Origin of the sequence: Limnobaculum xujianqingii, assembly GCF_013394855.1 — a bacterium.
Classification (GTDB): Bacteria; Pseudomonadota; Gammaproteobacteria; order Enterobacterales; family Enterobacteriaceae; genus Limnobaculum; species Limnobaculum xujianqingii.
In genome coordinates this window covers 658,338-682,584 of the sequence record NZ_JABMLK010000001.1, presented here as the reverse complement: position 1 = coordinate 682,584, position 24,247 = coordinate 658,338, and the positions used below count along the sequence as shown (strand labels likewise).

Annotated in this window: 27 protein-coding genes and 1 pseudogene; 20 read left to right on the top strand and 8 right to left on the bottom strand. The window is 42.5% G+C overall.

Annotation, left to right across the window (positions count from 1 at the left end):
* Positions 1-78 precede the first annotated feature (78 nt).
* Positions 79-936 carry an ETX/MTX2 family pore-forming toxin gene (locus GOL65_RS02945; protein WP_140918704.1) on the top strand — a complete coding sequence of 286 codons (858 nt, stop codon included), beginning with the start codon at positions 79-81 and terminating at the stop codon, positions 934-936.
* A gap of 65 nt (positions 937-1,001) precedes the next feature.
* Here GOL65_RS02945 and GOL65_RS02940 read toward each other — a convergent pair whose 3' ends face one another.
* Positions 1,002-2,165 carry a mandelate racemase/muconate lactonizing enzyme family protein gene (locus tag GOL65_RS02940; RefSeq protein ID WP_140918703.1) on the bottom strand — a complete coding sequence of 388 codons (1,164 nt, stop codon included), beginning with the start codon at positions 2,163-2,165 and terminating at the stop codon, positions 1,002-1,004.
* Positions 2,166-2,354: 189 nt separating this feature from the next.
* On the opposite strand from GOL65_RS02940, the gene GOL65_RS02935 reads away from it, so the two are divergent.
* From GOL65_RS02935 to GOL65_RS02920, 4 genes are all read left to right on the top strand, one after another.
* Positions 2,355-3,281 carry a LysR family transcriptional regulator gene (locus GOL65_RS02935; RefSeq protein WP_140918702.1) on the top strand — a complete coding sequence of 309 codons (927 nt, stop codon included), beginning with the start codon at positions 2,355-2,357 and terminating at the stop codon, positions 3,279-3,281.
* A gap of 125 nt (positions 3,282-3,406) precedes the next feature.
* Complete coding sequence (locus GOL65_RS02930) at positions 3,407-3,712, top strand: hypothetical protein (protein ID WP_140918701.1); 306 nt, start codon at positions 3,407-3,409, stop codon at positions 3,710-3,712.
* Positions 3,713-4,044: 332 nt separating this feature from the next.
* Positions 4,045-4,542, top strand: a complete 498-nt coding sequence (locus tag GOL65_RS02925) for a GNAT family N-acetyltransferase (RefSeq protein ID WP_140918700.1) — start codon at positions 4,045-4,047, stop codon at positions 4,540-4,542.
* Positions 4,539-5,441, top strand: a complete 903-nt coding sequence (locus GOL65_RS02920) for a hypothetical protein (protein ID WP_140918699.1) — start codon at positions 4,539-4,541, stop codon at positions 5,439-5,441. Before GOL65_RS02925 ends, GOL65_RS02920 begins: the two co-directional genes overlap by 4 nt.
* A 188-nt stretch (positions 5,442-5,629) precedes the next feature.
* Here GOL65_RS02920 and nemA read toward each other — a convergent pair whose 3' ends face one another.
* Genes nemA through GOL65_RS02905 form a run of 3 tightly spaced genes read right to left on the bottom strand, consistent with a single transcriptional unit; the run spans position 5,630 to position 8,015 of the window.
* Positions 5,630-6,727: an alkene reductase gene (nemA, locus tag GOL65_RS02915; RefSeq protein WP_140918698.1), complete on the bottom strand. Its 1,098-nt coding sequence runs from the start codon at positions 6,725-6,727 to the stop codon at positions 5,630-5,632.
* Between the two features lie 55 nt (positions 6,728-6,782).
* Positions 6,783-7,382, bottom strand: coding sequence for a TetR/AcrR family transcriptional regulator (locus GOL65_RS02910; protein ID WP_140918697.1), 600 nt, complete (start codon positions 7,380-7,382; stop codon positions 6,783-6,785).
* Positions 7,383-7,433: 51 nt separating this feature from the next.
* Positions 7,434-8,015, bottom strand: coding sequence for a flavin reductase family protein (locus tag GOL65_RS02905; protein WP_140918696.1), 582 nt, complete (start codon positions 8,013-8,015; stop codon positions 7,434-7,436).
* Between the two features lie 188 nt (positions 8,016-8,203).
* On the opposite strand from GOL65_RS02905, the gene GOL65_RS02900 reads away from it, so the two are divergent.
* The 3 genes from GOL65_RS02900 to GOL65_RS02890 are packed head-to-tail and all read left to right on the top strand — an operon-like array spanning position 8,204 to position 10,178.
* A complete protein-coding gene (locus GOL65_RS02900; RefSeq protein WP_179038151.1) occupies positions 8,204-8,794 on the top strand; it encodes a TetR/AcrR family transcriptional regulator in 591 nt (196 codons plus the stop codon).
* A gap of 26 nt (positions 8,795-8,820) precedes the next feature.
* Complete coding sequence (locus GOL65_RS02895; RefSeq protein ID WP_140918694.1) at positions 8,821-9,699, top strand: arginase family protein; 879 nt, start codon at positions 8,821-8,823, stop codon at positions 9,697-9,699.
* 26 nt (positions 9,700-9,725) lie between these two features.
* Positions 9,726-10,178, top strand: coding sequence for a WapI family immunity protein (locus GOL65_RS02890; protein ID WP_140918693.1), 453 nt, complete (start codon positions 9,726-9,728; stop codon positions 10,176-10,178).
* Positions 10,179-10,220: 42 nt separating this feature from the next.
* Here the strand turns inward: GOL65_RS02890 and GOL65_RS02885 are convergent, their stop codons facing one another.
* Positions 10,221-11,096 (bottom strand): LysR family transcriptional regulator, encoded by an 876-nt coding sequence (locus GOL65_RS02885; RefSeq protein ID WP_140918692.1) that lies wholly within the window; start codon positions 11,094-11,096, stop codon positions 10,221-10,223.
* 150 nt (positions 11,097-11,246) lie between these two features.
* Between GOL65_RS02885 and GOL65_RS22450 the strand changes: the two genes are divergently transcribed.
* Together GOL65_RS22450 and GOL65_RS22445 are read left to right on the top strand one after the other, a co-directional pair.
* A complete protein-coding gene (locus tag GOL65_RS22450) occupies positions 11,247-11,897 on the top strand; it encodes an oxidoreductase (RefSeq protein ID WP_322091089.1) in 651 nt (216 codons plus the stop codon).
* A 45-nt stretch (positions 11,898-11,942) separates the two neighbouring features.
* Positions 11,943-12,311 (top strand): beta/alpha barrel domain-containing protein, encoded by a 369-nt coding sequence (locus GOL65_RS22445; protein WP_322091088.1) that lies wholly within the window; start codon positions 11,943-11,945, stop codon positions 12,309-12,311.
* A 57-nt stretch (positions 12,312-12,368) separates the two neighbouring features.
* Here GOL65_RS22445 and pdxR read toward each other — a convergent pair whose 3' ends face one another.
* Positions 12,369-13,793 carry a MocR-like pyridoxine biosynthesis transcription factor PdxR gene (gene pdxR / locus GOL65_RS02875; RefSeq protein WP_140918691.1) on the bottom strand — a complete coding sequence of 475 codons (1,425 nt, stop codon included), beginning with the start codon at positions 13,791-13,793 and terminating at the stop codon, positions 12,369-12,371.
* Between the two features lie 89 nt (positions 13,794-13,882).
* Between pdxR and GOL65_RS02870 the strand changes: the two genes are divergently transcribed.
* Positions 13,883-14,314 (top strand): carboxymuconolactone decarboxylase family protein, encoded by a 432-nt coding sequence (locus GOL65_RS02870; protein WP_140918690.1) that lies wholly within the window; start codon positions 13,883-13,885, stop codon positions 14,312-14,314.
* A 261-nt stretch (positions 14,315-14,575) separates the two neighbouring features.
* A complete protein-coding gene (locus GOL65_RS02865) occupies positions 14,576-14,830 on the top strand; it encodes a YdgH/BhsA/McbA-like domain containing protein (RefSeq protein ID WP_140918689.1) in 255 nt (84 codons plus the stop codon).
* A 51-nt stretch (positions 14,831-14,881) separates the two neighbouring features.
* On the opposite strand, the gene GOL65_RS02860 is transcribed toward GOL65_RS02865, so the two are convergent.
* Positions 14,882-15,253, bottom strand: coding sequence for a VOC family protein (locus GOL65_RS02860; protein ID WP_140918688.1), 372 nt, complete (start codon positions 15,251-15,253; stop codon positions 14,882-14,884).
* 283 nt (positions 15,254-15,536) lie between these two features.
* On the opposite strand from GOL65_RS02860, the gene GOL65_RS02855 reads away from it, so the two are divergent.
* Positions 15,537-16,286 carry a hypothetical protein gene (locus GOL65_RS02855; RefSeq protein ID WP_140918687.1) on the top strand — a complete coding sequence of 250 codons (750 nt, stop codon included), beginning with the start codon at positions 15,537-15,539 and terminating at the stop codon, positions 16,284-16,286.
* 61 nt (positions 16,287-16,347) lie between these two features.
* On the opposite strand, the gene GOL65_RS02850 is transcribed toward GOL65_RS02855, so the two are convergent.
* On the bottom strand, positions 16,348-17,487 hold the full coding sequence (locus GOL65_RS02850) for an alanine racemase (RefSeq protein ID WP_179038150.1): 1,140 nt from the start codon (positions 17,485-17,487) through the stop codon (positions 16,348-16,350).
* A gap of 105 nt (positions 17,488-17,592) precedes the next feature.
* Between GOL65_RS02850 and GOL65_RS02845 the strand changes: the two genes are divergently transcribed.
* The 7 genes and pseudogenes from GOL65_RS02845 (at position 17,593) to GOL65_RS02820 (ending at position 24,224) form a co-directional block, all read left to right on the top strand.
* Entirely contained in the window at positions 17,593-18,519 is a 927-nt protein-coding gene (locus tag GOL65_RS02845; RefSeq protein WP_228723044.1) for a LysR family transcriptional regulator, read from the top strand.
* A gap of 169 nt (positions 18,520-18,688) precedes the next feature.
* Positions 18,689-19,348 (top strand): HAD-IA family hydrolase, encoded by a 660-nt coding sequence (locus GOL65_RS02840; RefSeq protein WP_179038149.1) that lies wholly within the window; start codon positions 18,689-18,691, stop codon positions 19,346-19,348.
* A 192-nt stretch (positions 19,349-19,540) separates the two neighbouring features.
* Positions 19,541-19,936 carry a DUF1801 domain-containing protein gene (locus GOL65_RS02835; RefSeq protein WP_179038148.1) on the top strand — a complete coding sequence of 132 codons (396 nt, stop codon included), beginning with the start codon at positions 19,541-19,543 and terminating at the stop codon, positions 19,934-19,936.
* An 87-nt stretch (positions 19,937-20,023) separates the two neighbouring features.
* The gene (locus GOL65_RS02830; protein WP_179038147.1) at positions 20,024-20,812 is read left to right on the top strand and encodes an ATP-grasp domain-containing protein; all 789 of its coding nucleotides are present in this window, start codon (positions 20,024-20,026) and stop codon (positions 20,810-20,812) included.
* A gap of 49 nt (positions 20,813-20,861) precedes the next feature.
* A complete protein-coding gene (locus tag GOL65_RS22540; protein ID WP_407657452.1) occupies positions 20,862-21,125 on the top strand; it encodes a hypothetical protein in 264 nt (87 codons plus the stop codon).
* A gap of 12 nt (positions 21,126-21,137) precedes the next feature.
* Positions 21,138-21,284 (top strand): annotated as a pseudogene (locus GOL65_RS22535) (DUF2501 domain-containing protein); the annotation flags it as partial.
* Positions 21,285-21,581: 297 nt separating this feature from the next.
* Positions 21,582-24,224 (top strand): calcium-binding protein, encoded by a 2,643-nt coding sequence (locus tag GOL65_RS02820; protein ID WP_179038146.1) that lies wholly within the window; start codon positions 21,582-21,584, stop codon positions 24,222-24,224.
* Positions 24,225-24,247: the final 23 nt, after the last annotated feature.

The window sequence follows — 24,247 nt, the reverse complement described above, 5'->3', positions numbered from 1 at the left end:
TGTCTGTATCTATTCTAAAGTTAATTATGTTAGGTAAATATGGATGTGATGATAGAAATATCATCTGGAGGATAAATTATGGGACTTCAATTTTTAGATAAAAGATATATAGCAGCCATCATAATAGATGCGTGGCAAAGTAATCTTAATACCGAAATGAATCCTGCTGATGGACAATGGTTTACTAATGGACCGGACAATAATGGCGGATTATATGGGTATTTAGTGGATAAGATCGCGACTAAATTAGTTTTTGATCAAAGCCAAAAAGTATTTGAAGTACATCAAAAAGCGGCCGTTACCGGAATTGCGGATAATCGAAACGGTCTTACTCCTAATATGACCGTGTCATTAAAATATGCTTATCAAAATTCATCAACCACTTCACATACCAAAAGCCACAGTATTAAAGTGGGAACTGGTGTAGATATTAAATCTAAAGCTGAATTTCTGGGGAGCGGGGGAGAAGTGACATTCAAATTCAGTTTTGAGTATTCACACTCCTGGTCTGATACAACCAGTACCTCAAAGACGGAAACGCTTGAGTTTAGCGATACCGTTCCCATTAACATTCCCGTTGGTCACGTAATGAAAGTGCTTCTGATGTGTAATGAACAGCAGTTAGAAGTACCTTATTTTGCAGATATTTACCTTAGTGGAAACTCAACCGCTAATTTTCGTTCTCCGGTGAATGGAAAGAAAATCTGGTCAACCGATGCAGGAACGCTTTGCCAATGGATTAGCCAATATAAGTCCAGTAGCGATGATAACCTGATATTTTGTCGGGACCCGGATGACCCAACCAAAGGTTTGATCCGAGTTAAAGGGATGCTGACGGCAACTCAAACGGTAAACTTTCATGTTGCTACCGAAGACATTACCAAAAGTTTTGATGGCTATATCCCGGAAGGAATAGCGCAAGCCGTGGCGGTATAGTAAGTCTTGAAATACAGGCCTGTTTTTGTCAATCACAGGCCTGCTGTTTGATTATCCACTGTGCTTTATTCAGCCAGTTCTCGCATCACTTTTATTAAGTCAGATTTTCCTTCAAAACCAATGCCAGGTAGTTCAGGCATTACAATATGTCCATCCTCAACGGTTACTGAATCAGGAAATCCCCCATAAGGCTGGAACAGGTCAGGGTAGCTTTCATTTCCACCCAGCCCCAGACCGGCGGCAATATTTAACGACATTTGATGCCCACCGTGTGGAACGCAGCGAGTTGGCGACCAGCCAAATTGTTCAAGTACATCCAGAGTGCGCAAATATTCCACTAAACCATAGGAGAGGGCGCAGTCAAATTGCAGGTAATCACGATCCGGACGCATACCGCCATATCGTAAAAGATTACGGGCATCCTGATGTGAGAACAGGTTTTCACCGGTTGCCATTGAACCCGGATAAAACTCTGACAGTGCTGCCTGCAAGGCATAATCAAGAGGATCGCCCACTTCTTCGTACCAGAATAGCGGATATTCACGCAGCATTTTGGCGTAAGCAATGCCGGTTTCCAGATCAAAACGGCCGTTAGCATCGACGGCAAGCTGCGCTTCTCCACCAATTTCATCCAGAACAGCTTCTATACGGCGACGGTCTTCTTCCAGCGGCGCTCCGCCAATTTTCATTTTAACCACGTTATAGCCGCGATTGAGATAGCTACGCATTTCTTGTCTTAGCGCCGTTAAATCTTTACCCGGATAGTAATAACCACCAGCGGCATAAACGAAAACGCGAGGATTAGCTTCGACACCTTTCATTTCTGCCAGCATACGGAATAGGGGCTGGCCGGCAATTTTTGCCGTAGCGTCCCAAATTGCCATATCCACTGTACCTACAGCCACAGAGCGCTCGCCGTGACCACCGGGCTTTTCATTGTTCATCATCACATTCCATATGCGATGAGGATCGAAATTATCGGCGCGATGATTAAGCAGACTATCCGGATCTGCCTGTAAGATCCGATCGCGAAAACGCTCGCGAATGAGGCCGCCCTGACCATACCGACCATTCGAGTTAAAGCCATATCCCACTACTCGTCGGCCATCAATAACCACATCGGTTACTACAGCAACCAGACTGGTTGTCATTTTGCTGAAGTCGATATAGGCATTTCTGATAGGGGATGCAATGGGTTTGGTGATTTCAACAACATCAAGTATGCGCATTCTTTTCTCCTGATTTTACGGCTGAAAAGGTGGCCAGATAGGATGACATCGCCTGTCATGCACTATTAATGAATTGTATTTAAAACAGTTATTACATTCACTGCCACTATTTGATTGAAAAGTAATCTGGTATAGCCACATACTAAGGGGATAATTCATCTTCATCTAATGCCTGTAAGGATGGCTGTAATGCAAAATCGGCATCACCTGGAACTAACATGGCTTGAAGACTGCGTAGCACTGGCTGAAACCCTTAATTTCTCTAAAGCGGCCGCTTTGCGTTATGTGACCCAACCCGCATTTAGCCGACGCATCCAGTCTCTTGAAGAATGGGTAGGTACCGCATTGTTTGAACGTAATCGAAGGGGCGTTGACCTGACGCGAGCCGGTGAGGTCTTTTGTGGGCAGGCTCCAGAGTTAATCAGAACGCTTTATGCTGTAAGAAGTGAAGCTCTGGATGTCGCGGGGCAAGAACAACCCGATGTGGTTTTTTCTGCCACTCATGCTCTGTCGTTTTCTTTTTTTCCTGAATTATTGAGACGGAATGACAAGATTGCGCGATTTGGATCTTTCCGGCTGTTGTCTGATACCTTGAAAGCCTGTGAAAGAATGATTTTACAGGGAGGCTGTCAATTTTTGCTCTGTCATTATCATCCCCATATGCGTATCAATCTCGAGCCCGAAAAGTTCTTTAGCATTCGCTTAGGGCTGGACAGACTCATTCCTTACAGCGCTATTTCTGGTGATTCAACAAAACCATTATGGACGGTGAATAACAGAAAAAAATTCCCCTACCTGTCATTTAGCGGCGAGTCTGGCTTAGGGCGCATTATTTCAAACACTGCATCCATTAATCGGGTTAAACGGGGAATGGAAGTGGCTTTTACTTCCGATTTAGCCGCAACATTACTGGCGATGGTAAGAGCAGGAGACGGCATAGCCTGGCTACCACAGTCTTTGGCTGAACCGGAGGTAAAAAATGGAACCATAATCGCTGTCGTTGATAAAGACTCCGATCTGTGCATTCCGGTGGAAATTCGTCTATATCGACCAGCTACCAAAATGTCTAAAGCGGTTGAAGAGTTATGGCGTATTTTCGTTGAAGATCAACAGTAGAATTATTTACATCCATATTTGCAAGCGTTGGAATTTATTATACACAAGGGATAGTTGGTTCCTGTTTGAAATATTCATTATAATTGCTGTGTTTTTCACTCATATAAACGGATTTAGAGGAATTTATGAAGATATATTGGTCTATTGATAATGTTCCGGAGTTAAAAGGATTAGATAAACAAGAACAAAAGCGTTTATTTAAAGAGTGCAATAAAGAAGGGCGTAAGCGTATTGGCTCAGCATTCTGGATTCGTCTGGTTATTGCCATTGTTTTAGCCGCTGTTATTGCAATGTTCCTGCCTTTAGGTGGCGTGCTTGGTGGCGCAATGATAGGTGTGTTTGTTGCATTCTTATTTATTGTTTTAGTACAAAGCCCAACCATTGAAGCGGGACGCATCTGGCTGCAAGAACAGGGTTATCCAAAAGAATAAAAGTCTCCCATTGAGAGTATAGAGCCAGGGGTAAAAACTTCTGGCTTTTTTATTGATGAATCACTAGCAGATAGTTGATTAATAAAATAAAAGTCTGATAAAAAAGCAAGAATCAGCCAAACGAGGACAACCGATTGATAATGTGTGGGTAAAGTCTTTTGTTTGGCTTTTCTTTTGAACGGCAAAAGCCATCAATAGACAAAGGTAAGACAAAGTTCAGTTACCACATCATTACCAGCCCGTGAAAAGGCTATTTGCTTTTAAGTCGCTATTTGTCTGCATCTTGCGCTATCGCTTATAATCTCTTATAACTCAGAGTAAACTAATTTAAAATGATACGATTACAAAATATAAACCTAACTTCTCCTGAAGCAATACAGAAATTAGCTAATAATCACGCAATCGCTGTAAACCTACGGGATGCGTTTCCATATCCTTATGCGATTGAGGATGCTATTACATTTCTCGGTTTAGCCGAAAGTGGTGTATTAGGGCATGTTTTCGGAATATATGAGGACAATACATTTGTCGGTTGTGGTAGTTTAATACCACAACATGACGTATATCGTATTAATGCAGAGATAGGATATTGGATTGGAGAACCCTATTGGGGGAAAGGCTATGCTACTGAAACAGTAAGGCTATTATTAAATTTTGCTTTTGAAACACTTAACTTATTGAGGGTTTATGCAAATATTTACGAGTATAATATAGGTTCAATGAAAGTGTTAGAAAAAGTGGGTTTTGAAAAAGAGGCTGTTATTAAATCCTCAGTAATAAAAGAGGGGAAAATAATTGATGAACATTTATACAGTATAAGAAAAACATGAAAAAAGATATAAGTGAACATATTATCAGCAAATTGGATTTGCCGGATATAGTTAAGATACTATCTGATGAATTAAGTGGGTCGGAACTGAACACTATTTTATTGGAGGTTTTTAACAGGCGCATCCAGCAAGAAACGCCCTCGTCTTTATTAAAGAAATATGAGAGGAATAAACTTGTCAAACCTGCCAATATAGATGTTTTAAGGTACAAAGAACAAGAATTGACGTGCTATAAAGTATTAGCCAGCAGAGGATTTGAACCGATAGAACATTCTCCTGCCGCACAGTTGGGAACGAGTAGTGTTGTTGCTACCGTAGACCAAAAGAAAGTGTTGACGGCTTTAAGAAATACAGAAATGCAGGCAGACCCAACCAATGCAACAGCCTTGCATTATGCTTCATTAAAGAAAAAAGGCGGATTAGATAGCCGAACCTACAACTACAGTAATATTTCACGGATTATTCGAACACAGGTATTTGACAATCCTAATTTTACTCCTCATTTTTCAGTTATTTGCCTGATTTCCTGTGGTAAAGATACTGGGAGTTTTAATTTTGAAAAAGAGGAACTATTTAAACACCTGACAGCATCGTATGACGTTTTACGAAGTTACAGCTTTGAACATATATACTTCGAGATTATCCCATGCAAAGGGTATGACGGTCAAAGCCCATTAATTACAGAGTCAATATCATATGTTCAGAAAAACAGCGGCCATATAAAAGTATCGGTTGTCGAACCCGACTATGAAAATAACTATTACTATGGTTTTCGGATAAAAGCAAAAATAGTAACAGGCGAGAATGTGATTGAGATTGGCGATGGTGGGTTGCTCGACTGGACACAACAACTTCTAACCAACAGGAAAGAACGCATGATGACAATGGGTATTGGCTAATGGGTATTGGCTTTTCGGTACTACATATAATAACAAAATAACATGGTAAAGGGAAAAGTCATATTTGAAGATGAAGAATAGAGTGACGCCGTCACTTAAAATGTGGAATTAAAATAAACCATATCAATGAAGGGAAAGCGCTATTAGAGGCAGGCCTGGCATCACCAGACCCACCATTTATTTAACGATTAAAGCGTTGGATAATCGGTATAACCTTCCGCATTACCACCATAAAATGATTCAGGACGAGGTTCGTTAAGAGCTGCTTTACGATGTAAACGCTCAACCAGGTCCGGGTTAGCAATATATGAACGACCAAAGGCAACGGCATCAATATAACCTTTGGCAATCAGCATTTCGGCTTTCTCTGGCGTATAAGCACCAGAGCCAATAATCACACCACTAAAACGCTCACGAACTTTTTGGCGGAAATCATCGCTGTATGGTTGGCCGCCAGCCCAGTCAGGTTCGGACATATGTATATATGCCATACCGCGTTTACCTAATTGTTCGATCAGATAAAGGGCGTCAGCTTCTTCATTATCACCATTACTCACGCCCTGGAAGGTGCCAAGAGGTGAAATACGAATACCAATACGATCGGCACTCCATTCTTTGCTGGCCGCATCCACCACTTCCAGTACCAGACGAACGCGGTTTTCCAGACTACCACCATATTGGTCGGTACGATGGTTAGCATCCGGAGAAAGGAACTGATGCAACAGGTAACCGTGTGCCGAGTGAAGTTCGATTAAATCAAATCCGGCATCTCGTGCATTAGCGACGGCCTGACGGAAATCGTTAACGATGCCGGGAATCTCATGAGTTTCCAGTGCGCGTGGCATAGAAGTATCAACCCGTATAGCACGGCCTTGTTCGTCACGCAAAGAGGTACGGGTTCCGGCACTAATCGCGGATGGAGCAACTGGGGCCTGTTGGCCAGGTTGTAAACTGTTATGAGAAATACGTCCGGTATGCCAGAACTGGACTGCCATATGACCATGTTCTGCATGTACGCCATCGGTAATCTTTTTCCAGGCGGCGATCTGTTCAGCACTGTGTAAACCCGGCGCTCCGGCATAACCTTTTGCCTGGGCTGAGATTTGGGTAGCTTCACTGATAATCAACCCGGAACTGGCGCGCTGACGATAATATTCACCCATTAATGGGGTCGGGATATCACCGGGTTCAATGCTACGTAAACGGGTTAACGGTGCCATAAAAATACGGTTTGGCACCGTAATGGCACCCACTTTTAACGGGGTAAATAATTTATCTGCTGACATGATACATCCTCAAGTAGACCGGTCGTCTATAAATAAGAAAAAATAAAAGAACCTGTCAGGAGACAGGCTCCACTAAAAGCCGGGTTACGTGGCCAATAGCGCATTCCAGCGGCATTGAATTACGTGAAATTTTTGCCTGCAGGCTGGCTCCAAGCCACAGGGCATACATCACTTCCGCCTGCATCCGGGCTTCACCAGGAAAGTCGAAACACTTTTCTTCTCGCCCCTTTTCAAGCGCGTTGGCGAGGTGGGCGATAACCTGAGCGCTTCCGTTATCCAGCGCGTTACGCATATCTTCTGATAGATCGCACACTTCAGCTGACAGTTTTACTACCAGACAATTGGGCGAACTGCCATGCTGATTAAAATAGTCCAGACTTTGTTGATACCAGTTAATGATCAGTTCACGCCAGCTGGCATTTTCCTGACAAAAATGCTGTTGTAACCGCTGATTGTACAGCACGTAATGGCGATCGAGCATGGCTACACCAAATGCTTCTTTTGACCGGAAATAGTGGTAAAAAGATCCTTTAGGAACTTCGGCTTTTGCCAGCATTTCGCTTAATCCCATGCCGGTAAAACCACGGCTCAGACAAAGTTGAGCCCCGGTAGCAAGGAGATGTTCGCGCGTATCATGTTCTGGATATCGATTCATAGAGTTCACTATAATAGACCAGTCGGTCTAATGCAATCCTGATTTACTTTTTTAAACAAATTGGGTTTTAATCTGGCGACCATCGGTGAGGAAATTTCCGCCCCCCAGATGGTGTAGGGTATGCAAATCCGCATTGTTTTCATTCAGGTTCCAGTGACCATTAATAAAAACGCGCTGGTCAGCAGCAGCAGAAACCACTTCACCAAAAAAAGTATCATACTTTTCCTGCGCACCGGGTTCGGTTAAAAGTCGGCATTCCATCCAGGCCGCACAACCTGATTCAATGACCGGAAGACCGAGGGATGGACCCTGATGAGCAGTAATTGAGAATCGGTTAAATTTATCCTCATCGCGGCCTGATACGCTACCTACCGCATAGGTTAAATTGACCATGGCGACAGTTGGGATACAGATACCAAAAGATCCGGTTTTTTCTATCAGCTCACGAGTCCAGGCGCTCTTATCTACCACAATAGCGACTCTTGGAGGTTCAAATTCCACCGGCATGGACCAGGCGGCAGCCATCACATTGCGATGGTTATTATCTGGATCGTAACTGGTTATTAGTATCGTTGGCCCATGGTTAAGTAAGCGGCTGGCATGTTTTAGTTCTATCGGTAGGAAGTGACTCATCGGGCGATCCTTTCATTACAATGGCATTGCTATTCAACATAGAAAGAAAACATAAACTAATCAATTTAATAAACAAGGAAATGTAAAGCTCCGTCACCGATAAAATTCAGTAAACGATCATTCACTATTGTTTTCAGGCCCGGGATAGTTTAATTTTAGTAAATGATCGTTTACTGAGATTAATGGTGATGACAACTCGCAAACAAAAGAAAGCCTCTACACAGATTCAGCTTCTTGAGTCAGCTGCTAAATGTTTTTCCGAGAAAGGATTTCGAGGCACAGGGATGGCTGAATTGGCCAACTCAGTAGGAATGAGTACCGGTAATCTTTATCGCTACTTTCCTGATAAAGAGGCCTTTATTGCTACGCTGGTAGAAGATGAAATGTCTGGTGCCATTACCAAAATGAATGACCTGGATGATTCAGAATCGCCATTGATAAATATTCTTAGCGTGATTAGCAGCTGCATTTTTGATCCTGGTTATCCGATGGATCATCGATTATGGATCGAGATTTTGGCTGAAACCGCGAGAAACGAACGGTTAAGAACGGTATTTAAAGCCAACGATAATCAGATGCGAACCGCATTTAAACATTTGCTACAAGATGCCATGAAAAAAGGGTTAATCGCCGATGATCTCGATCCTGATGGTACCTCAATCTGGCTTTACGCCTTAGTGGATGGAATGATCGCCCGTACGGCAATCGATCCTGATTTCGATTTTTCAGTTCATATCGATTTATTCAACAAATTAGTGACCAAAGCGCTAAGTAAATAACGCCTTTAATTTCAGGAGATTTTGTCATGTCAGATTCCACACTTCGCCTTCTGATGCCGCAGTGGCAGGGCGGAAATAATGCGGTTTATCACTTTGGCGCGCAGTTGCTTGCCTGGCTGGCACCAGAACATCATGGAATAACCGAAAATGTTCCGATACCGCCACCGGAGAACATTTTGCACGATGATACCCTGGTTGTGGAAAGTGGTCTGGTTGCGCGAAATGCATTACTTGAACAGATCAATTCGGCAAAGCACATTATTCAGCGCCATCAACCAAAATGTATTGTGACGTTGGGTGGGGATTGTCTGGTGAGCCTGGCGCCATTTTCTTATTTGAACCAGCGTTATGATGGTGATGTTGCCGTGTTATGGATTGATGCTCATCCGGATCTTAATATCCCGCAGCATTTTTCTCATGGTCACGCCATGGTATTAGGTAATTTATTAGGAGAAGGCGATCCTGATTTTGTAAAACAAGTAGTATTGCCATTCCACGCTAACCGGGTACTGTATGCCGGTTTTTCTGGTGGCGAACCTTATGAAATTGAAGTGATGAAACGTTTGCATTTGCCTTCAATATCGGCAGAAGAGTTAGCCCACAGCACCGATGGTTTGCTTAACTGGTTTAAAAATACCGGCGCTAAACACTTGGTTGTTCATTTAGACTTAGATGCGCTCGATCCTCATTGGTTTAGATCGCTGCTTTTTGCCCGTCCGGTTGCTGAAGGAGAAACGGCGCTTCCCGGAATTCCTCATGGAAAATTACGCATAGAAACCTTGGTGAGTATGCTGGAAGATATAGCTAACATATCGGATGTGGTAGGTATTACTATCGCTGAGCATACACCGTGGGATGCCATTGCATTAAAACAGATGTTGGCAAGATTACCGCTTATGCAGTGACTTTTATATCAGATGGAGATAATTAATTGATTTCACTAACAAGCATTGATGGTTCCACCACATTAGACCTTGATATTGTTGGTTATCAGTTTCCCGATCAATCAGATAATTGGTGCTTATTAAACCTGTCTGTTAAACAAGGATCTGAGCATTTTGATAAAGTCGATCCTGCGCTGGAAACGGGTGACCTTAATCGTCTTTATCATTGGTTTAGTGCGCTGGCAGAAAACCGATTACCTGAATATGCGAATTTATCCTTTACTGAACCTTGTCTGGAGCTGGCTTTTCTTTCTTACCAGAATGATGTTGTCAGAGTAGCGTTTATCCTCAACTGTGAATTAAAACCGCATTTTCCACTGAAGAATGAATTCGGAGAAGAGAAGGACTGGCGTCTGGTTTTTGCTTTACAAAAAGAGGATTTTAACCATATTTTGAGCTCATTCAGACAATGGATTAATGCTTATCCATCAAGACGGTAGTTTTATAAAATCCTCTGTTTTGCACGCTGTATCGCTAATTAGTTATCTCATCCTATCCCGCAAAAACTCAATAAAACGTTGGGTTTTTGCCGGTAATAACCGGGTTTCTGTCAGGGCATAGACTGGAACCGGTACTCCCTGCCACTGTGGTAATATTCGATGCAGGAGCCCCTCAGCCAGATCTTCAGTAACCACTTCCTGTGGTAACAGTACAATTCCTTGATCGAAAGCGGCAAGGCGTTTAATCATACCCACGTTATTCAACATAAATCGGCCACTCACATTAATTTCAACTTTGTCTTCTGCGTCGAAATTATGCAGCGTCCAGACACCATTTCGGGGAAAACCTAAACATTGATGCTGGATAAGTTCCTGAGGGTGAGAAGGTTCACCATGCTTTTCAAGATATTTAGGTGAAGCATAAAGATGAGCCGGAAGATTGGCCAGCAGCCGGGCAATCAGGTTTGAATCTTTCTGTTCTCCAATACGAATAGCAACATCAAAAGGTTCGGTTACCAGATCAACTCTGCGGGGCGTTAAGTCAAATTCAAACCGGATATCTGGATATTGTTCGGCAAATTCAATCAGCAGCGGCACCATATAGTTAATGGCAAAGTCTACCGGTAAAGAGGCGCGCAACAGGCCACTCGGCTGTGCCAGAATATCGCCTAACGCTTCATGCGCCAGTCGGGCTTCTTCTACAATTCGTCGACAGCGGTCATAATAGATTTGACCTGCTTCTGTTAGTTCAATTTTGCGGGTAGTGCGGTGTAGCAATCTCAAGCCAATTGCTTTTTCTAATGCACTGATGCGCCGTGAAAGCGTTGAATTGGGTACGCCAGTGGCTTCCGAAGCTCTGCGAAAGCTCATGGCTTTTACCACCTCAACAAACAGCGCCATATCATTTAGCATTTCCATCCAATTGCTCCATAAATGGATTAATGATTTCCATTTTACCCTATTTATCCCATTTTGTTTTTAAACCATGATACTCCCGAGCACAAATTAATCTTCGGATGGTACAGAAAAGCACTGTTGCCGGTACCGACAATACACAAGGAATTGATCATGAATAAGCTATTTACTCCGGTTCAGGTTGGTCGTTATACCTTATCAAACCGTCTGGTTATGGCGCCAATGACCCGTAGCAGAGCACAATACGACGGCACTCCGGGTGAGCTGGCTACTGAATACTACGCACAACGCGCTACTATTGGTCTCATTGTGGCAGAAGGTACTCAACCTTCCGATGACGGGCAAGGCTATCTGATGACGCCGGGAATTTATACCGATGCACATGTTGCTGGCTGGCGCAAAATAACCACTGCAATTCATAACAAAGGTGGGCATATCTTTATTCAACTGATGCATGCCGGACGTATGTCGCATCCTGATAATACGCCTCATCATCGTCAGGGGGTTGCGCCTTCTGCTATTGCCCCGGCAACGCCAATGTTTACCGTTAAAGGTATGCAGGATATTCCGGTTCCCAGAGCATTGAGTACCGAAGAAGTACGTCAGACCGTGGCTGATTTTCGTTTTGCGGCGCGTCGTGCCATTGAAGCTGGCGCTGATGGTGTAGAGATTCATGGTGCAAATGCCTATCTGATCCAACAGTTTTTAGCACCCAGTGCTAATACCCGTACTGATGAATATGGCGGCTCAATAGAGAATCGGGCTCGCTTTGCGTTAGAAGTGGCTGCCGCGGTAGCTGAATAAATTGGTGCCGACAGAACGGCTATTCGGTTATCTCCAGGTATTACCATGTGGGGTATTGATGAAGGTGACGAAGGGCCCGCTCTTTACCGCTATCTGGTTGCTGAGTTGAATAAATTGGGGCTGGCTTATTTGCACATTATGGAGCAAGGCAATGAAACGTTGCTAAAAGAGATGCGCGAACGCTGGACACAAACTCTGATTGTTAATCGTCCCGGTCAGCCTCGGGAGAAAATCGGTAGTGATGTGCAATCCGGTCTGGCTGAACTTGAAGCTTATGGTCAGATGGTGCTTGCCAACCCCGATTTTGTTGAGCGGCTAAAAGCAAATGCGCCGATGAATGACGCCGATCGTAATACTTTTTTTGGCGGTAGTGCTCAAGGATATACCGATTATCCTGTATTGAATGCAAGCTAAAAGATCTTGAAGGAAGTTATCAAGGTGTCCTGTTAACGGGCACCTTGTGGGCTTTTATCATGATTTCGATTCACTATTTATTACCTCCTGTAAGGCACAACAAATCTGTTCAGCGTTTTCTCTGCTGTCGATATTGGTAAATCCTAACAGTAATCCATTTTGTTTTTTCTCTGGCGTTGTTTCAGTTGCATATCCATCACTCAATGCTTCAATAGCTAACTGGTGCTGTCTGGCTTTGGACACTATCTTCTTATCATTAAGATGAGATGGCAGGTGAGCAATAATATTCATACCACCCTGATGACATTCAATTTTAGAAACCGATGGACAGTTTTTTTCCAGAGCACAAGCTAACAGTTCTCGTCGTTTGGCATATAGCTGTCGCATCTTTTTCAAATGGCGGAAAAAGTGTCCATCGCTCATAAATTTAGCCACGGTTAATTGAGTTAATACCGGGCATAAACAGGGCTGGAATTTGAAAGACTGGCTGAAGGCTTCAATAAGTGATTCAGGAACCACGAAATAGGCCAGTCTGAGGGCCGGAAACAATACTTTACTGAAGGAACCAACATAAAAAACCCGCTGTTGAGTATCCAGACTTTTTAATGCAGGTAAAGGGTAGCCGATATAGCGGTATTCGCCATCATAATCATCTTCAATCAGCCAATGGTTATTTTGTGTTGCCCAGTCGATTAACTTAAGTCGGCGTTCCAGCGTTAATGTCACGCCTAACGGGCTTTGATGAGCCGGGGTTAATAAAATGGCTTTAGCAGTATCCGGGTTAAGAAACGCAGGGTTAAGACCATTACTATCAACTTCAACAGGAATGGTTTGATAGCCAAGATTTGACAGAAGAATACGGGATTGAGGAAAGCAGGGGTTCTCAAGGGCTATTTTGTCACTGACAGCCAGAATAATTGATGTGATTAAGCGAACAGCTGAACTGTAGCCCGCAGTAATAAATATTTGATTCTGATGACAATCAATACCGCGTGAGATTCTTAAATAGCTGGCGATAGCCTCACGTAGTGGCATTTCACCCTGCGGATCCGGATAGGCTAACAGCGAGTTTCTGATGGTGCGACTAACATGGCCCAGTAATCGGTTCCATTTAGCTAAAGGAAAAGCATCTACCGCAGGTACCCCCAATTGAAAAGGCAACAGTCGATCGCTGACCTTCAAATCAGAACTTAAATGATTATGTTGTAAGTTTTGTGCAGGCTGAATGGCTAATGGAATATTGGCGACGAAAGTACCGCGCTGCTGATTAGTTATCAGCAATCCTTCATCTGTCAGTATGTCATAGGCTTTTTCTACCGTACCTCTGGCGATATTCAGTTGGTTTGCCAGATTTCTGGTAGATGGAATACGCTGACCGGACTTTAGCTGACCATCAAAAATAGCCTGTTTTATATGCCAGCATAGTTGCTGATAGACAGGCAGTTGAGTAGAGAAGTTGATGTCAGTTAAAAAACGATTCATATGGCCTATAAAAAAAGTCAATTTATGGCTCTTTATTGTAGGGCATATTTATACAAAACTAGTCATCAAATATCACTCTGGAGAACATCATGTCTCAGCTACGTCTTTCTTATCCTAAACTTTCCCCTCAGGCTTATCAGGGGCTCATTGCCTGTAAACAAGCGCTTCATGGCAGTTCAGTCGGTCCTGAGCTGATTGCTTTACTTGATTTACGTATTTCTCAAATTAATGGCTGTGCTTTTTGTTTAAAAATGCATACCGATGAATTGCGTAAACTGAATGTTTCTAACGATAAAATCGACACTCTGGCTGGATGGCAAATATCGTCAGCCTTCAGTGAAAAAGAGAAGGTTGCACTGCAGTGGGCCGAGGGATTGACTCATATTTCAGTTGAAAATAGCTCTGATGAGCTTTATCAGCGGTTACAACAACATTTCGCGGATAATGAAATATCTGATCTAACCCTGGCAATTGGTTTAATGAATGCATTTAACCGTATTGCTATTAGTTTGCGTCAGTAATATTGCCGGATGCGTGTTGTTATTGAATTTTTTATATTCCACTTTGAGTAGAAATTAACAAATTTCGTCAATTTCAGGCCCCATCAATGTTATTTATATTGATGGGGTATAACTTATCTATCCCTATCTTTTCTAAAGAAATGTATATTTTTGTCAGATGACAAAATTGTCATTTTTCGGTCATGCTCAGGTCAGATATCACACCGTAGAATACATCCCGAAAGCAGTACTTTTCTCAAATATTTTACGAGGTGTAATTAAATGAAAGTGACTAAATTAGTATTAGCAGCATTAATGGCGGGAGCCTCCTCTGTAAGTGCATTTGCGGCAAATCAGGTAAGTTCTGGTAACGGTTTAAATAAGGTGGGCAGCGTTTCGGTGTCTGGTGCCAGTACGCTCGATCAATTGGAAAGACAATTATCCCAAAAAGCTGATAAGGCGAGTGCCAGTGCCTATCAGATTATCTCCGCCGGTGGCGATAATAAATTGAATGGTGTTGCTGTTATTTATAAGTAATCAGTATGAAAAAAAGGAGGGATACCTCCTTTTTTGTTATTCAAACATCATTTATTGCATACTGTGCAAACCAATCACATTCCCTTCAGTGTCTTCAATCGTGGCACAAAAGCCAAACTCTCCGATAGATTGTTTTGGTGATACAACCCGTCCGCCAATTGCTTCAACTTTGCTAATTTGCACAGCGCAGTCGGAACAAGCCAGATAAATGCGAGATCCTGCGCTTCCCGGAGCACCTTCATGGCTTTTAACCAGAGCTCCACCAGAACCTTCAATACCTTCCTGATAAGGAAACATAAAATACTCAGTGTCGGTATCAGTCAGCTTTGTTAATTCAATATTTAACAGTGACTGGTAAAAACGAACGGCTCTTTCCATATCTGAAACATAAATTTCAAACCAAACTGTCGGGTTATATTTCATCGGGCTTCCTCTTGGGTTGTGATTAGACCACCGTATATCAGTGAAATTTGAATAAGTACTTTACTGGATAAAGCCGGTTAAAAACGGGAGAAAGATCTTAGTAAAGCAGATGATTTAACTGACCCTGAATAATTAATGGTGGTTTATCATCACTGCCAAACTGGAAAAAGAAATAGCATTAATGAATAATGGCTAAACAATCATCAGTTGGTTGCTATCACATCAGTTATATTCAATTTGATTTGTCATCTTACAGGAACGAAAGCCACAGGCAGGAGCTAGCATGAAAATCAATTTCAAACGTAATATCGCCTTAATTTTTGGTCTGATTATCATCCTTGCCGGATGTAGTAATCAGCAGCAAGTTTCCTCTGAATCACCGGTCATGGAAGACAGTGCTCCATCAGCCAGATTATCTCAGAATCTGGGTACTAAATGGGGTGAGAATGTTAATTCAAGCGTCGTCAGCGTTGAAGCTACCCGCTTACGTAATACGCCAGAGAGCGTGGTGGAAATTTATTATAATGGCTCGAAAGTCACTGGCCAAAATCGAACTGACCTGACTTTAGTACCATCGATAAAAATGAACATTCAGGATGACAGTGGTCGTAATATGACCATCAAACAGCGTAGTAACGGCGAGTACGCGCTAAGTGCTAAAGAAGGGGATCGCTATCAACTCTCTTTCCGCAACCGCAGTAATACCACGACTTATGAAGTGGTAGCCACCATTGATGGATTAGACGTTATTTCAGGTCAGGCCGGGTCGCTGTCACGTTCAGGTTATCTGCTTCGTCCGGGCTCATCACTGCAAATTGAAGGATTCCGCAAGAGCGACTCTGCGGTAGCCGCATTCCGCTTCTCTAAACCAGGAGAGAGCTATGCCGCTAAATCCCTTGCTGGCGATGTGAAAAATACCGGCATTATTGGTGTGGCAATATTTGAAATAGCGCCGGAAAAATTACCAGACTGCAAACCGCAGGCTTTCCCTCAGGATTCTCGTTATGCGCCAGAACCTTGTGAAAAGCGCTAAGTGATTTAATAGCCGCTTAATTTTCCTGATATTCAGGGATTAAGCGGCTAATTAAAAACGATTACTGCCAGCCATTGATTCTCGGCCAGTATGTATCGGCACTTCCATCCAAATTAAGCAGATAATAACCGCTATATTGAGCAGCAGTAGAACAGGCATGATTAGGCAGAATGCGCAATTGCGTTCCCACCGGAAGCCCATCTACATGCTTACCGCTTCTGGAGCTAATAATACCGTGTTCCTGATTAGCTGCGCTGACAATCAGATCGCCAATGGGTCTTCCGTTCATATCACATACGATGCCATAGCCCTGATCAACCTTTTGGTTAGCGGTTCCACGATCCCGAGAAAGGGCCATCCAGCCAGCATCCACAATGACCCAGCCTTTTTCTTTCTGGTGTCCGATCACCGTTGTGACAACCGATAGCGCAATATCATCCGGTTTACAAACACCTAAGCCAGCCATGACTAAATCGAAAAAGGCAAAAACTCCGGCCCGGACTTCAGTGACCCCAGTGAGATCCTTGCAAAAGAGCGCTGTTGGCGTTGAGCCAACGCTGACAATAGTGACATTAACCCCTAACGATCGCAGCATCTCTGCACTGGAAACTACAGCATCCCGCTCCTGATTGGCATATTGCTCTATTTCACTGAGGGAACGGCTGTTATAAGAGTTACCCGCATGGGTCATTACGCCACATATAGTGACTAAACTTCCCTGAAGTAATCCGACAATTTGTTCAATTTCCGCATCACAGGGTGGTAAACCAGAGCGATGCCCATCGCTATCAATTTCCAGTAATACCTTAATGGAAAGATGATGTAACGACGAAAAATCCAGCAACAGTTGAGCCGTCTGAACATTATCCAGAATCAGCTTAAGATCGATACCTTCGCTGATTAACTTTCTCACATGTTCAAATTTATTCGGTGCAATGGCTACTCCATATAAAATGTCAGTAAAACCATGTTGAGCAAAAAAGTCAGCTTCATGTAGCGTTGAAACAGTAATTGGTCTGTCAGCCGTATTAAAGAAGCGATCGGCAACCTGAGCAGATTTATTGGTTTTTACATGAGGACGCAAGGTGATATTTAGTGGTGCCAGATGTGCTTTCATTCTCGCAATGTTAGCGTCCAGCTTATTGATATCCAGCAGAAGATAAGGTGTTTCTTGATTAATCGGAGCTTGTTTCATTGGCATAGTGGCCTCCATATTGACTAATCCAATATAGCCATTAGATATTTAAGTTTAAATTAACAATTTATAACTCTATTATTTAGCTATCCTGAATTGAGTGTGAATTAGATGATGATAGATACCCTCGATCTACAATTTCTGTTGGCGATAAAACAGCATGGTTCACTGGTGGGAGCAGCAAGGTTCCTGAATGTAACGCCTTCAGCGGTGACCCAGCGGCTACAACAGTTAGAGGCTCGCCTTGATATACATCTTATCGACCGTACGGCCAGACGACTCCATTTTACCGAAGAGGGAGAATTACTGTGCCGAAAGGGGCAGGCGCTGCTGGAGCAACATAAAGCGCTATTAGAAGAGGTGATGCAGCAACACGGTAAACTGGTTGGCTCACTAAAAATCAATGCGCCGTTTGGGTTTGGTCGAAAGTATTTAACTGACATTATTGCTCAGTATCATCGCCTGTATCCTGAGGTTGAGGTGTTAGTAAAGCTTTCAGAACAACCTTTACTCGAGGAACAGGAGCGATTCGATCTGATTTTACACATTGGAGAGCTGTATAACTCCAATCTTATCGTACATACCATTGCACCAAACCAGCGTTTTATCTGCGCAGCACCAGTATTGGTTGAGCGTTATGGTATTCCTTCATCACCCCAGGATTTATTGAATTATCCAAGCATTGCGCTGCAGGAAAATAACGAAGACACCACACTATGGAGTTTTGAACAGCAGGGCAAGAAGCAAACGATCAGAATAGCGCCTTCATTAAGCAGTAATGATGGTGATGTTGTTTGTTCATGGGCTAAGGAAGGATTGGGAATCATTATGCGTTCCCAGTGGGATGTGGCAGAAGCCTTATCACAAACGCTGCTAATTCGACTGTTACCTGAATGGGCATTACCGGAAGCGCCAGTGGTTGCGTTAACCCATCGACGTAAAGGAATGCCTGAAAGAGTTCATGCATTTATGACGTTGTTAAAGCAGCAGTTTACACCAGAGGCACCCTGGCAAAAATTGTCAGGAACACAACAATAGCTTCACTATCTGTTTAAGTTTTTCTTAACAACATAGTTATTAATGCTTAATTTACTCTTAATTGCTGGCTGTCTATACTCGCTGAAAGTTTAGACAGCATTGAGCGCCTCATCATTACGTTAATGCTACCCGATCATCATTTTGTTACTTACCCCTGTAGGAGCAAGTCATGAATCAGCCTCAAGTAATTTCGTCTCCAAATGTACCTAAAATTATTCTGTTTGATCTGTTAACGGCATTAATTGATTCCTGGCAGGTATGGAATGAAACCGCTGGCTCAGAAGAGCTGGGTAAAAAGTGGCGTATGACTTACTTAAAACTCACTTATGGCTGTGGTGCCTATCGTCCTTATGAAACATTGGTCGAAGAGGCCGCGGTAGCATCCGGGTTAGAGCGTAGTCTGGCTCGGCAGTTAGATGAAAACTGGAAAAACCTTCAACCATGGTCTGAGGCCGCTTCGGTGCTTCGGTTATTAAAACAAGATTATCAGTTGGGTGTAGTCACCAATTGTTCTGAACGTTTAGGGCATATGGCGGCAGAACAGGTCGGGGTTCCTTTTGATATTGTAGTTACCTCCGATCGGGCTGGTTTTTATAAGCCGGACCCAAGGCCTTATCAGTTAGCGCTGGATCTGGCAGGTGTTACGGCAAAAGAGGCTATCTTTGTGGCCGGTTCCGCTTACGATCTGATTGGAACAGCAAAAGTAGGTATTCCAACATTCTGGCATAACCGAATTGGCCTGAAAGCCCCGGAACAGGCGCCTTTGCCAATAGAAGAAATGCCAACATTAAACGATCTGCCAGCGGCAATCGGGAAGTATATTGGTTAAAAAAGCTAACTTAAGCGATAAACAAAAGCCATTAATTATTATTTAGTGGCTTTTGTATCTTTAAGGTGACAATGTCACTAAAAATAGTTTGTTGGTAATAAGATAAAGGCAATATCCCGTCAGAATCCCGCAAAAAATCATGCACTGCGTATACTCAATTAATCCGCTCAGATACTTTTATGGGGATTATTGATGAACCCATCACAACAGATAGATCGGCTGATAGCCGGGCTTACTGACTGGCGAGGAAAAATGCTGGCTGAAATCCGGCAGTGCATGCTTGAGGCCGATCCGCAAATCGTCGAAGAATGGAAGTGGAAAGGCAGCCCGGTATGGTGTCGTAATGGAATGATTGCGGTCGCTAATGTCCATAAAGAAAAGGTGAAAATTACCTTTTCTCACGGAGCTCGTCTTGACGATCCCAATAAGCTTTTTAACGCCGCTCTTGACGGTAAAACATGGCGCGCCATTGATTTCTTTGAAGGCGATAAAATCAATCAACCTGCGCTGAAGGTACTTATTCGGGCGGCAATCAGTTTCAATCAACATAAGAAGAAAGTGACAGGAGACAAAACACCCGGAGATTGAGCAATTCCAGCCTTATGCTTGTTGATTTTAACTGTTCCACTTACATTGACCACATATCAGGATCAAATTGGGATACGGGATTAAAGGATGAATTCGATACAGATTGTTTATCCAAGTGACTTGCTGCACGCAACCATGCCGGATGAAAACTTTGCTCAAGAGTACCAACAGGCTCAACAAAGCGGCATACATTGTTTATTGCTGTCCTCAGAAGCGGCGGCACTGGGGAAATATCGTTTTTCAACCACGTTTAACGCCGATATCCCGGTGATTTGGCGCGGATGGATGATGGATAAAGATGAGTATCAACAGTTATATCAGGCAGTTGATAAGCAGGGAGTACATTTACTGACATCTGTAGATGCATATCTTAATTGCCATCACTTAGTTGGATGGTATTCGCTATGTCAAAGCTTCACTCCTAAAACGGTGATTGTCAGTGCGGATGCAGATTTTGACACCCTGGTAAAACAACTTCAGTGGCCAGCCTATTTCGTTAAAGATTATGTAAAATCACTAACGACCACACGTGGCTCGGTTGCCCATGATGCAAAAGAGATACAGGAAGTCATCAATCTTCTTAAACAATATCGGGGCCAAATTGAAGGTGGTATTTGTCTGCGACATTTTGAGCATTTTGATCAGCAAAGTGAGAGACGATACTTTGTTTTAAAAGGGCAGGTTTACTCTTCTGATAACCATATTCCAATGCTGGTTACTGAGATTGCTAAGCGCATTGAGAGCCCGTTTTTTACTATAGATATGGCAATTAATGATGCCGGTGAACTGAGGCTGATTGAAATCGGTGATGGGCAAGTCTCAGATATAAAAGAATGGTCTGTTGAACGTTTTGTTCAAATACTGAATTCCCTATAAAAATCGACTATCATTTATCAATCGATAGGATAATAAATTGAGTAACAAAATGAATTTCTCTAAAGTTATTGCTTTAAGTTTTCTGTTTGCCTCCACTGCTTACGCTGCCGGTGAAAGCAAAGGTTTTTCTCTGGCATCTTTAACCAGCCTGTTGAGCGGTGGGGCTCAGGCAGTTACTGCGAAAACCATGAGTAACACTGCCGGAGTGATGGAATATTGCGTAAAGAGAAAAATAACCGAAGCGACCGATCCTGAAAATATCAAAAATAAACTGAAAGAAAAGCTGGGCCTGAATGACAGTAAAGCCAGTTAGCAAAAAGATTATCAGGATGGCTTACAAGGTTTGCTTAAACTTAAGAACGATAAGGTACTTGACCTCAATACTCTCGGTAGTTCGGCTTTAGGGGAAAAGGTTAAATCTAAAGCCTGTGATGTAGCGTTAAGTCAGGGCGTTAACTTTATTACTAAATAAGCTAATTTTGGTCCAACTGCATGTTTAAGTGACATGCAGTTGGAAATTCTACTCAGTCTTGTCAGATGCTGTCCCAGGTTATGCTGGCTTATATTGCTTGCTGATGACGTGCAACTTGCCTTTCAATCATGACTCGTATAACGGTCAACCATCCATCATCCATACTACCACCTCAAAGGCTGAGATGAAGCCACGGAAATACTTCAAAATCATCACCGAATGTTTGACAAGTATCACTGAACATTTTGTTAATTAAAGGAATATGGTCGCTTACTCTTACTCTAAAAAGGTGTCATTATGTCCCAATTAAATCTGGTTGATATTCCTCGAAGTGGTAATGAAAGTATAGATTATATTTTAAACGGTAGATATCCGGTGCCCAAGGAGGGGGGAAGCACATATACATGGAGTTTTTCAAATACCACTTTTATCCGAGGGGAGAATACATTCGAAGCTTTTACTGAAAATCATGCATATATCAACATGATTAGAGACTCTTTGGATAAACTGAGCACGTTTGCTAATGTCACATTCAAAGAAGTCGATGAAAATAGCGGTGACATAGGCATGATCCGTTATTGGTCTTGCGATGATAGAAGTTTCGATTATTCCGGTATTGCAACGGCGTTTAGTGGTTATGGTCAAGACATCGTTTTAAAAACTTATAGTAGTAATGTTGCTTCTCATCCACCTTATAAATTCTCAACGGCAGCTCATGAGCTAGGGCATGTGATGGGGTTAGAGCATACCCAGTCGATCATTAATGGAAAATGGGATTCCGATGAATATAAAGCGGGTATAACAGAGTTAAATACTGTTATGACATACAATTCTTTACAGTCAGGTGAAAAAACGACCTTACTTTCCGCTGATGGTTCGTCTATAGGAGAAGCAACGGTAAAAAACTATGGTATTGATGACATATTGGCGTATCAATATATCTATGGTGCCAATTATGAATATAACAAAGGCAACACGACCTATAAATACTCGCCAAATGAGCTGAATTACTATGACACCATCTGGGATGGCGGTGGTATTGATACCTTGGACTTTAGTGATTTTGAACTGGGTTCGATAATAAACCTGAACGGTGGCACTCGTAGCTCCATCTATATTCCCGTTCCAGAAACAAATTCGAAAAATGTTTATGATGGCACTCATGCAATCGGTATTGCCTATGGTGCAAATATCGAGAATGCGAATGGGACCAAAGGGAATGACATTATTTATGGTAATGAATTAAACAACATTATTAACGGCAATGCGGGTAACGACATTATATATGGTGGTGCAGGTAATGATACACTTAATGGTGGTGACGGTGACGATATTTTATACGGCGGTGACGGGAATGACAACTTAAATGGTGGTAATGGTAACGATACGTTATACGGTGGTAATGGTAGCGATCGGTACTTTATTACCAGTACAACGTTTCGTATCGTAGAGCATGAGGGGGAAGGCAGCTCAGATGAGATAAGAGTCAATATCAATGGCGTAACGAATTTTATTCTTCCGGATAATGTAGAAATATTTAGTCTGTACTCTGACTTTACGTATAACTCAACGCTTACTGGAAACAAGATAGATAACATACTTTACGGAAATGATGGCAACAATATTCTGATTGGTAGAAAAGGTAACGATAATCTTGTTGGCTATCTGGGAAGTGATACCTATATATTTAGTCGTGGAGATGGTAAAGACACTATCGGAGAAATTAATACTAGTAATGCTCCTATAACGGACACTGATGTTTTGGTGCTTACTGATATTTCGGCAAGCCAGTTATGGTTTAGTAAGAAAGAATCTATGGGTTTAACGTCATTGAACGTGACAATATTAGGTACCACAGATGAAATAACAATATCTAATTGGTATTCATACAGCGCGAAACTGGAACAATTAAAAACTCAAGATGGCGTTATATTGTCTATCACCCAAGTTGAAGCACTGGTTGATATTATGGCACAACAGACTATGCCAGAAGGTAGTAGCTCCTCAGTTATTCATGATTATTTGGCCCTTACCGGTATTAGTGATGTTCCAAATGAAAATGTTATCCGCGGTAATGAACAGGATAACGTGATTAATGGCAGTTCAGGTAAAGATACATTGTACGGTGGCGCGGGTAATGATGTGATAGATGGTGGTGATGGCGATGATACCCTGTATGGCAATGAAGGTGATGATATATTGCGTGGTGGTTCAGGTAGCAATATTCTGATTGGCGGTGCCGGAATTGATAAATTTATCTCTACAGGTAACGATACGTTAATCGGTGGTGAAGGAAACGATCGGTATGAGATATATGGCACGGAGTTTCGTATTATTGAAGAAACAAATCAAGGAATCGATCATTTATATATTTATATCAATAGCGTGACCAATTTTGTTGCTCCAGAGAACGTTGAAAATATCAGCTTAAATACAATGTTAATGCATTCTTCTAGTATTACGGGTAATGACTTAAATAACGTCATTAGTGGCAATTTTGGAGATAACGTTTTAATTGGCGGGAAAGGGGATGATACTTTACAGGGTTATAGAGGTAGTGATACCTATATCTTTAACCTGGGTGATGGCCAGGACACTATCTGGGAATATAGTAACCACGACGTAGCAGTAACGGATAAGGATATTCTCTTATTCACCGATATCTCAGCTAATCAACTATGGTTTACCAAAGACCTCTCTTTGGGACGGGAGTCTTTAGTGGTTAAAGTATTAGGAACCAGCGATCAAATTCTGGTTAATGAGTGGTATTCCTCTAATTGCAAGCTGGAGGAAATCAAAACGCAAGATGGTATGACCTTATCTATCAATCAAGTCGAGTCGTTGGTCGATATTATGGCAAACCAGACCATGCCGACAGCAAGTAACTCCTCAATCATTGATGACTATATGATGGCACAAGCGTCTATGATGATGGGTTAAGACAATAAAAGTTAATTAATTCA

Bases quoted from the DNA above. Each gene is read 5' to 3' on its own strand.
- GOL65_RS22540 (WP_407657452.1), top strand. From the start codon at position 20,862: ATGAATTTCTCTAAAGTTATTGCTTTAAGTTTTCTGTTTGCCTCCACT.
- GOL65_RS02930 (WP_140918701.1), top strand. From the start codon at position 3,407: ATGAAGATATATTGGTCTATTGATAATGTTCCGGAGTTAAAAGGATTA.
- GOL65_RS22450 (WP_322091089.1), top strand. From the start codon at position 11,247: ATGAATAAGCTATTTACTCCGGTTCAGGTTGGTCGTTATACCTTATCA.
- GOL65_RS02935 (WP_140918702.1), top strand. From the start codon at position 2,355: ATGCAAAATCGGCATCACCTGGAACTAACATGGCTTGAAGACTGCGTA.
- GOL65_RS02860 (WP_140918688.1), bottom strand. From the start codon at position 15,253: ATGAAATATAACCCGACAGTTTGGTTTGAAATTTATGTTTCAGATATG.
- GOL65_RS02855 (WP_140918687.1), top strand. From the start codon at position 15,537: ATGAAAATCAATTTCAAACGTAATATCGCCTTAATTTTTGGTCTGATT.
- GOL65_RS02845 (WP_228723044.1), top strand. From the start codon at position 17,593: ATGATGATAGATACCCTCGATCTACAATTTCTGTTGGCGATAAAACAG.
- GOL65_RS02940 (WP_140918703.1), bottom strand. From the start codon at position 2,165: ATGCGCATACTTGATGTTGTTGAAATCACCAAACCCATTGCATCCCCT.
- GOL65_RS02900 (WP_179038151.1), top strand. From the start codon at position 8,204: ATGACAACTCGCAAACAAAAGAAAGCCTCTACACAGATTCAGCTTCTT.
- GOL65_RS02865 (WP_140918689.1), top strand. From the start codon at position 14,576: ATGAAAGTGACTAAATTAGTATTAGCAGCATTAATGGCGGGAGCCTCC.
- GOL65_RS02945 (WP_140918704.1), top strand. From the start codon at position 79: ATGGGACTTCAATTTTTAGATAAAAGATATATAGCAGCCATCATAATA.
- GOL65_RS02920 (WP_140918699.1), top strand. From the start codon at position 4,539: ATGAAAAAAGATATAAGTGAACATATTATCAGCAAATTGGATTTGCCG.
- GOL65_RS02820 (WP_179038146.1), top strand. From the start codon at position 21,582: ATGTCCCAATTAAATCTGGTTGATATTCCTCGAAGTGGTAATGAAAGT.
- GOL65_RS02905 (WP_140918696.1), bottom strand. From the start codon at position 8,015: ATGAGTCACTTCCTACCGATAGAACTAAAACATGCCAGCCGCTTACTT.
- GOL65_RS02925 (WP_140918700.1), top strand. From the start codon at position 4,045: ATGATACGATTACAAAATATAAACCTAACTTCTCCTGAAGCAATACAG.
- GOL65_RS02870 (WP_140918690.1), top strand. From the start codon at position 13,883: ATGTCTCAGCTACGTCTTTCTTATCCTAAACTTTCCCCTCAGGCTTAT.
- pdxR (WP_140918691.1), bottom strand. From the start codon at position 13,793: ATGAATCGTTTTTTAACTGACATCAACTTCTCTACTCAACTGCCTGTC.
- GOL65_RS02830 (WP_179038147.1), top strand. From the start codon at position 20,024: ATGAATTCGATACAGATTGTTTATCCAAGTGACTTGCTGCACGCAACC.
- GOL65_RS02910 (WP_140918697.1), bottom strand. From the start codon at position 7,382: ATGAATCGATATCCAGAACATGATACGCGCGAACATCTCCTTGCTACC.
- GOL65_RS22445 (WP_322091088.1), top strand. From the start codon at position 11,943: ATGTGGGGTATTGATGAAGGTGACGAAGGGCCCGCTCTTTACCGCTAT.
- nemA (WP_140918698.1), bottom strand. From the start codon at position 6,727: ATGTCAGCAGATAAATTATTTACCCCGTTAAAAGTGGGTGCCATTACG.
- GOL65_RS02895 (WP_140918694.1), top strand. From the start codon at position 8,821: ATGTCAGATTCCACACTTCGCCTTCTGATGCCGCAGTGGCAGGGCGGA.
- GOL65_RS02835 (WP_179038148.1), top strand. From the start codon at position 19,541: ATGAACCCATCACAACAGATAGATCGGCTGATAGCCGGGCTTACTGAC.
- GOL65_RS02840 (WP_179038149.1), top strand. From the start codon at position 18,689: ATGAATCAGCCTCAAGTAATTTCGTCTCCAAATGTACCTAAAATTATT.
- GOL65_RS02850 (WP_179038150.1), bottom strand. From the start codon at position 17,487: ATGCCAATGAAACAAGCTCCGATTAATCAAGAAACACCTTATCTTCTG.
- GOL65_RS02885 (WP_140918692.1), bottom strand. From the start codon at position 11,096: ATGGAAATGCTAAATGATATGGCGCTGTTTGTTGAGGTGGTAAAAGCC.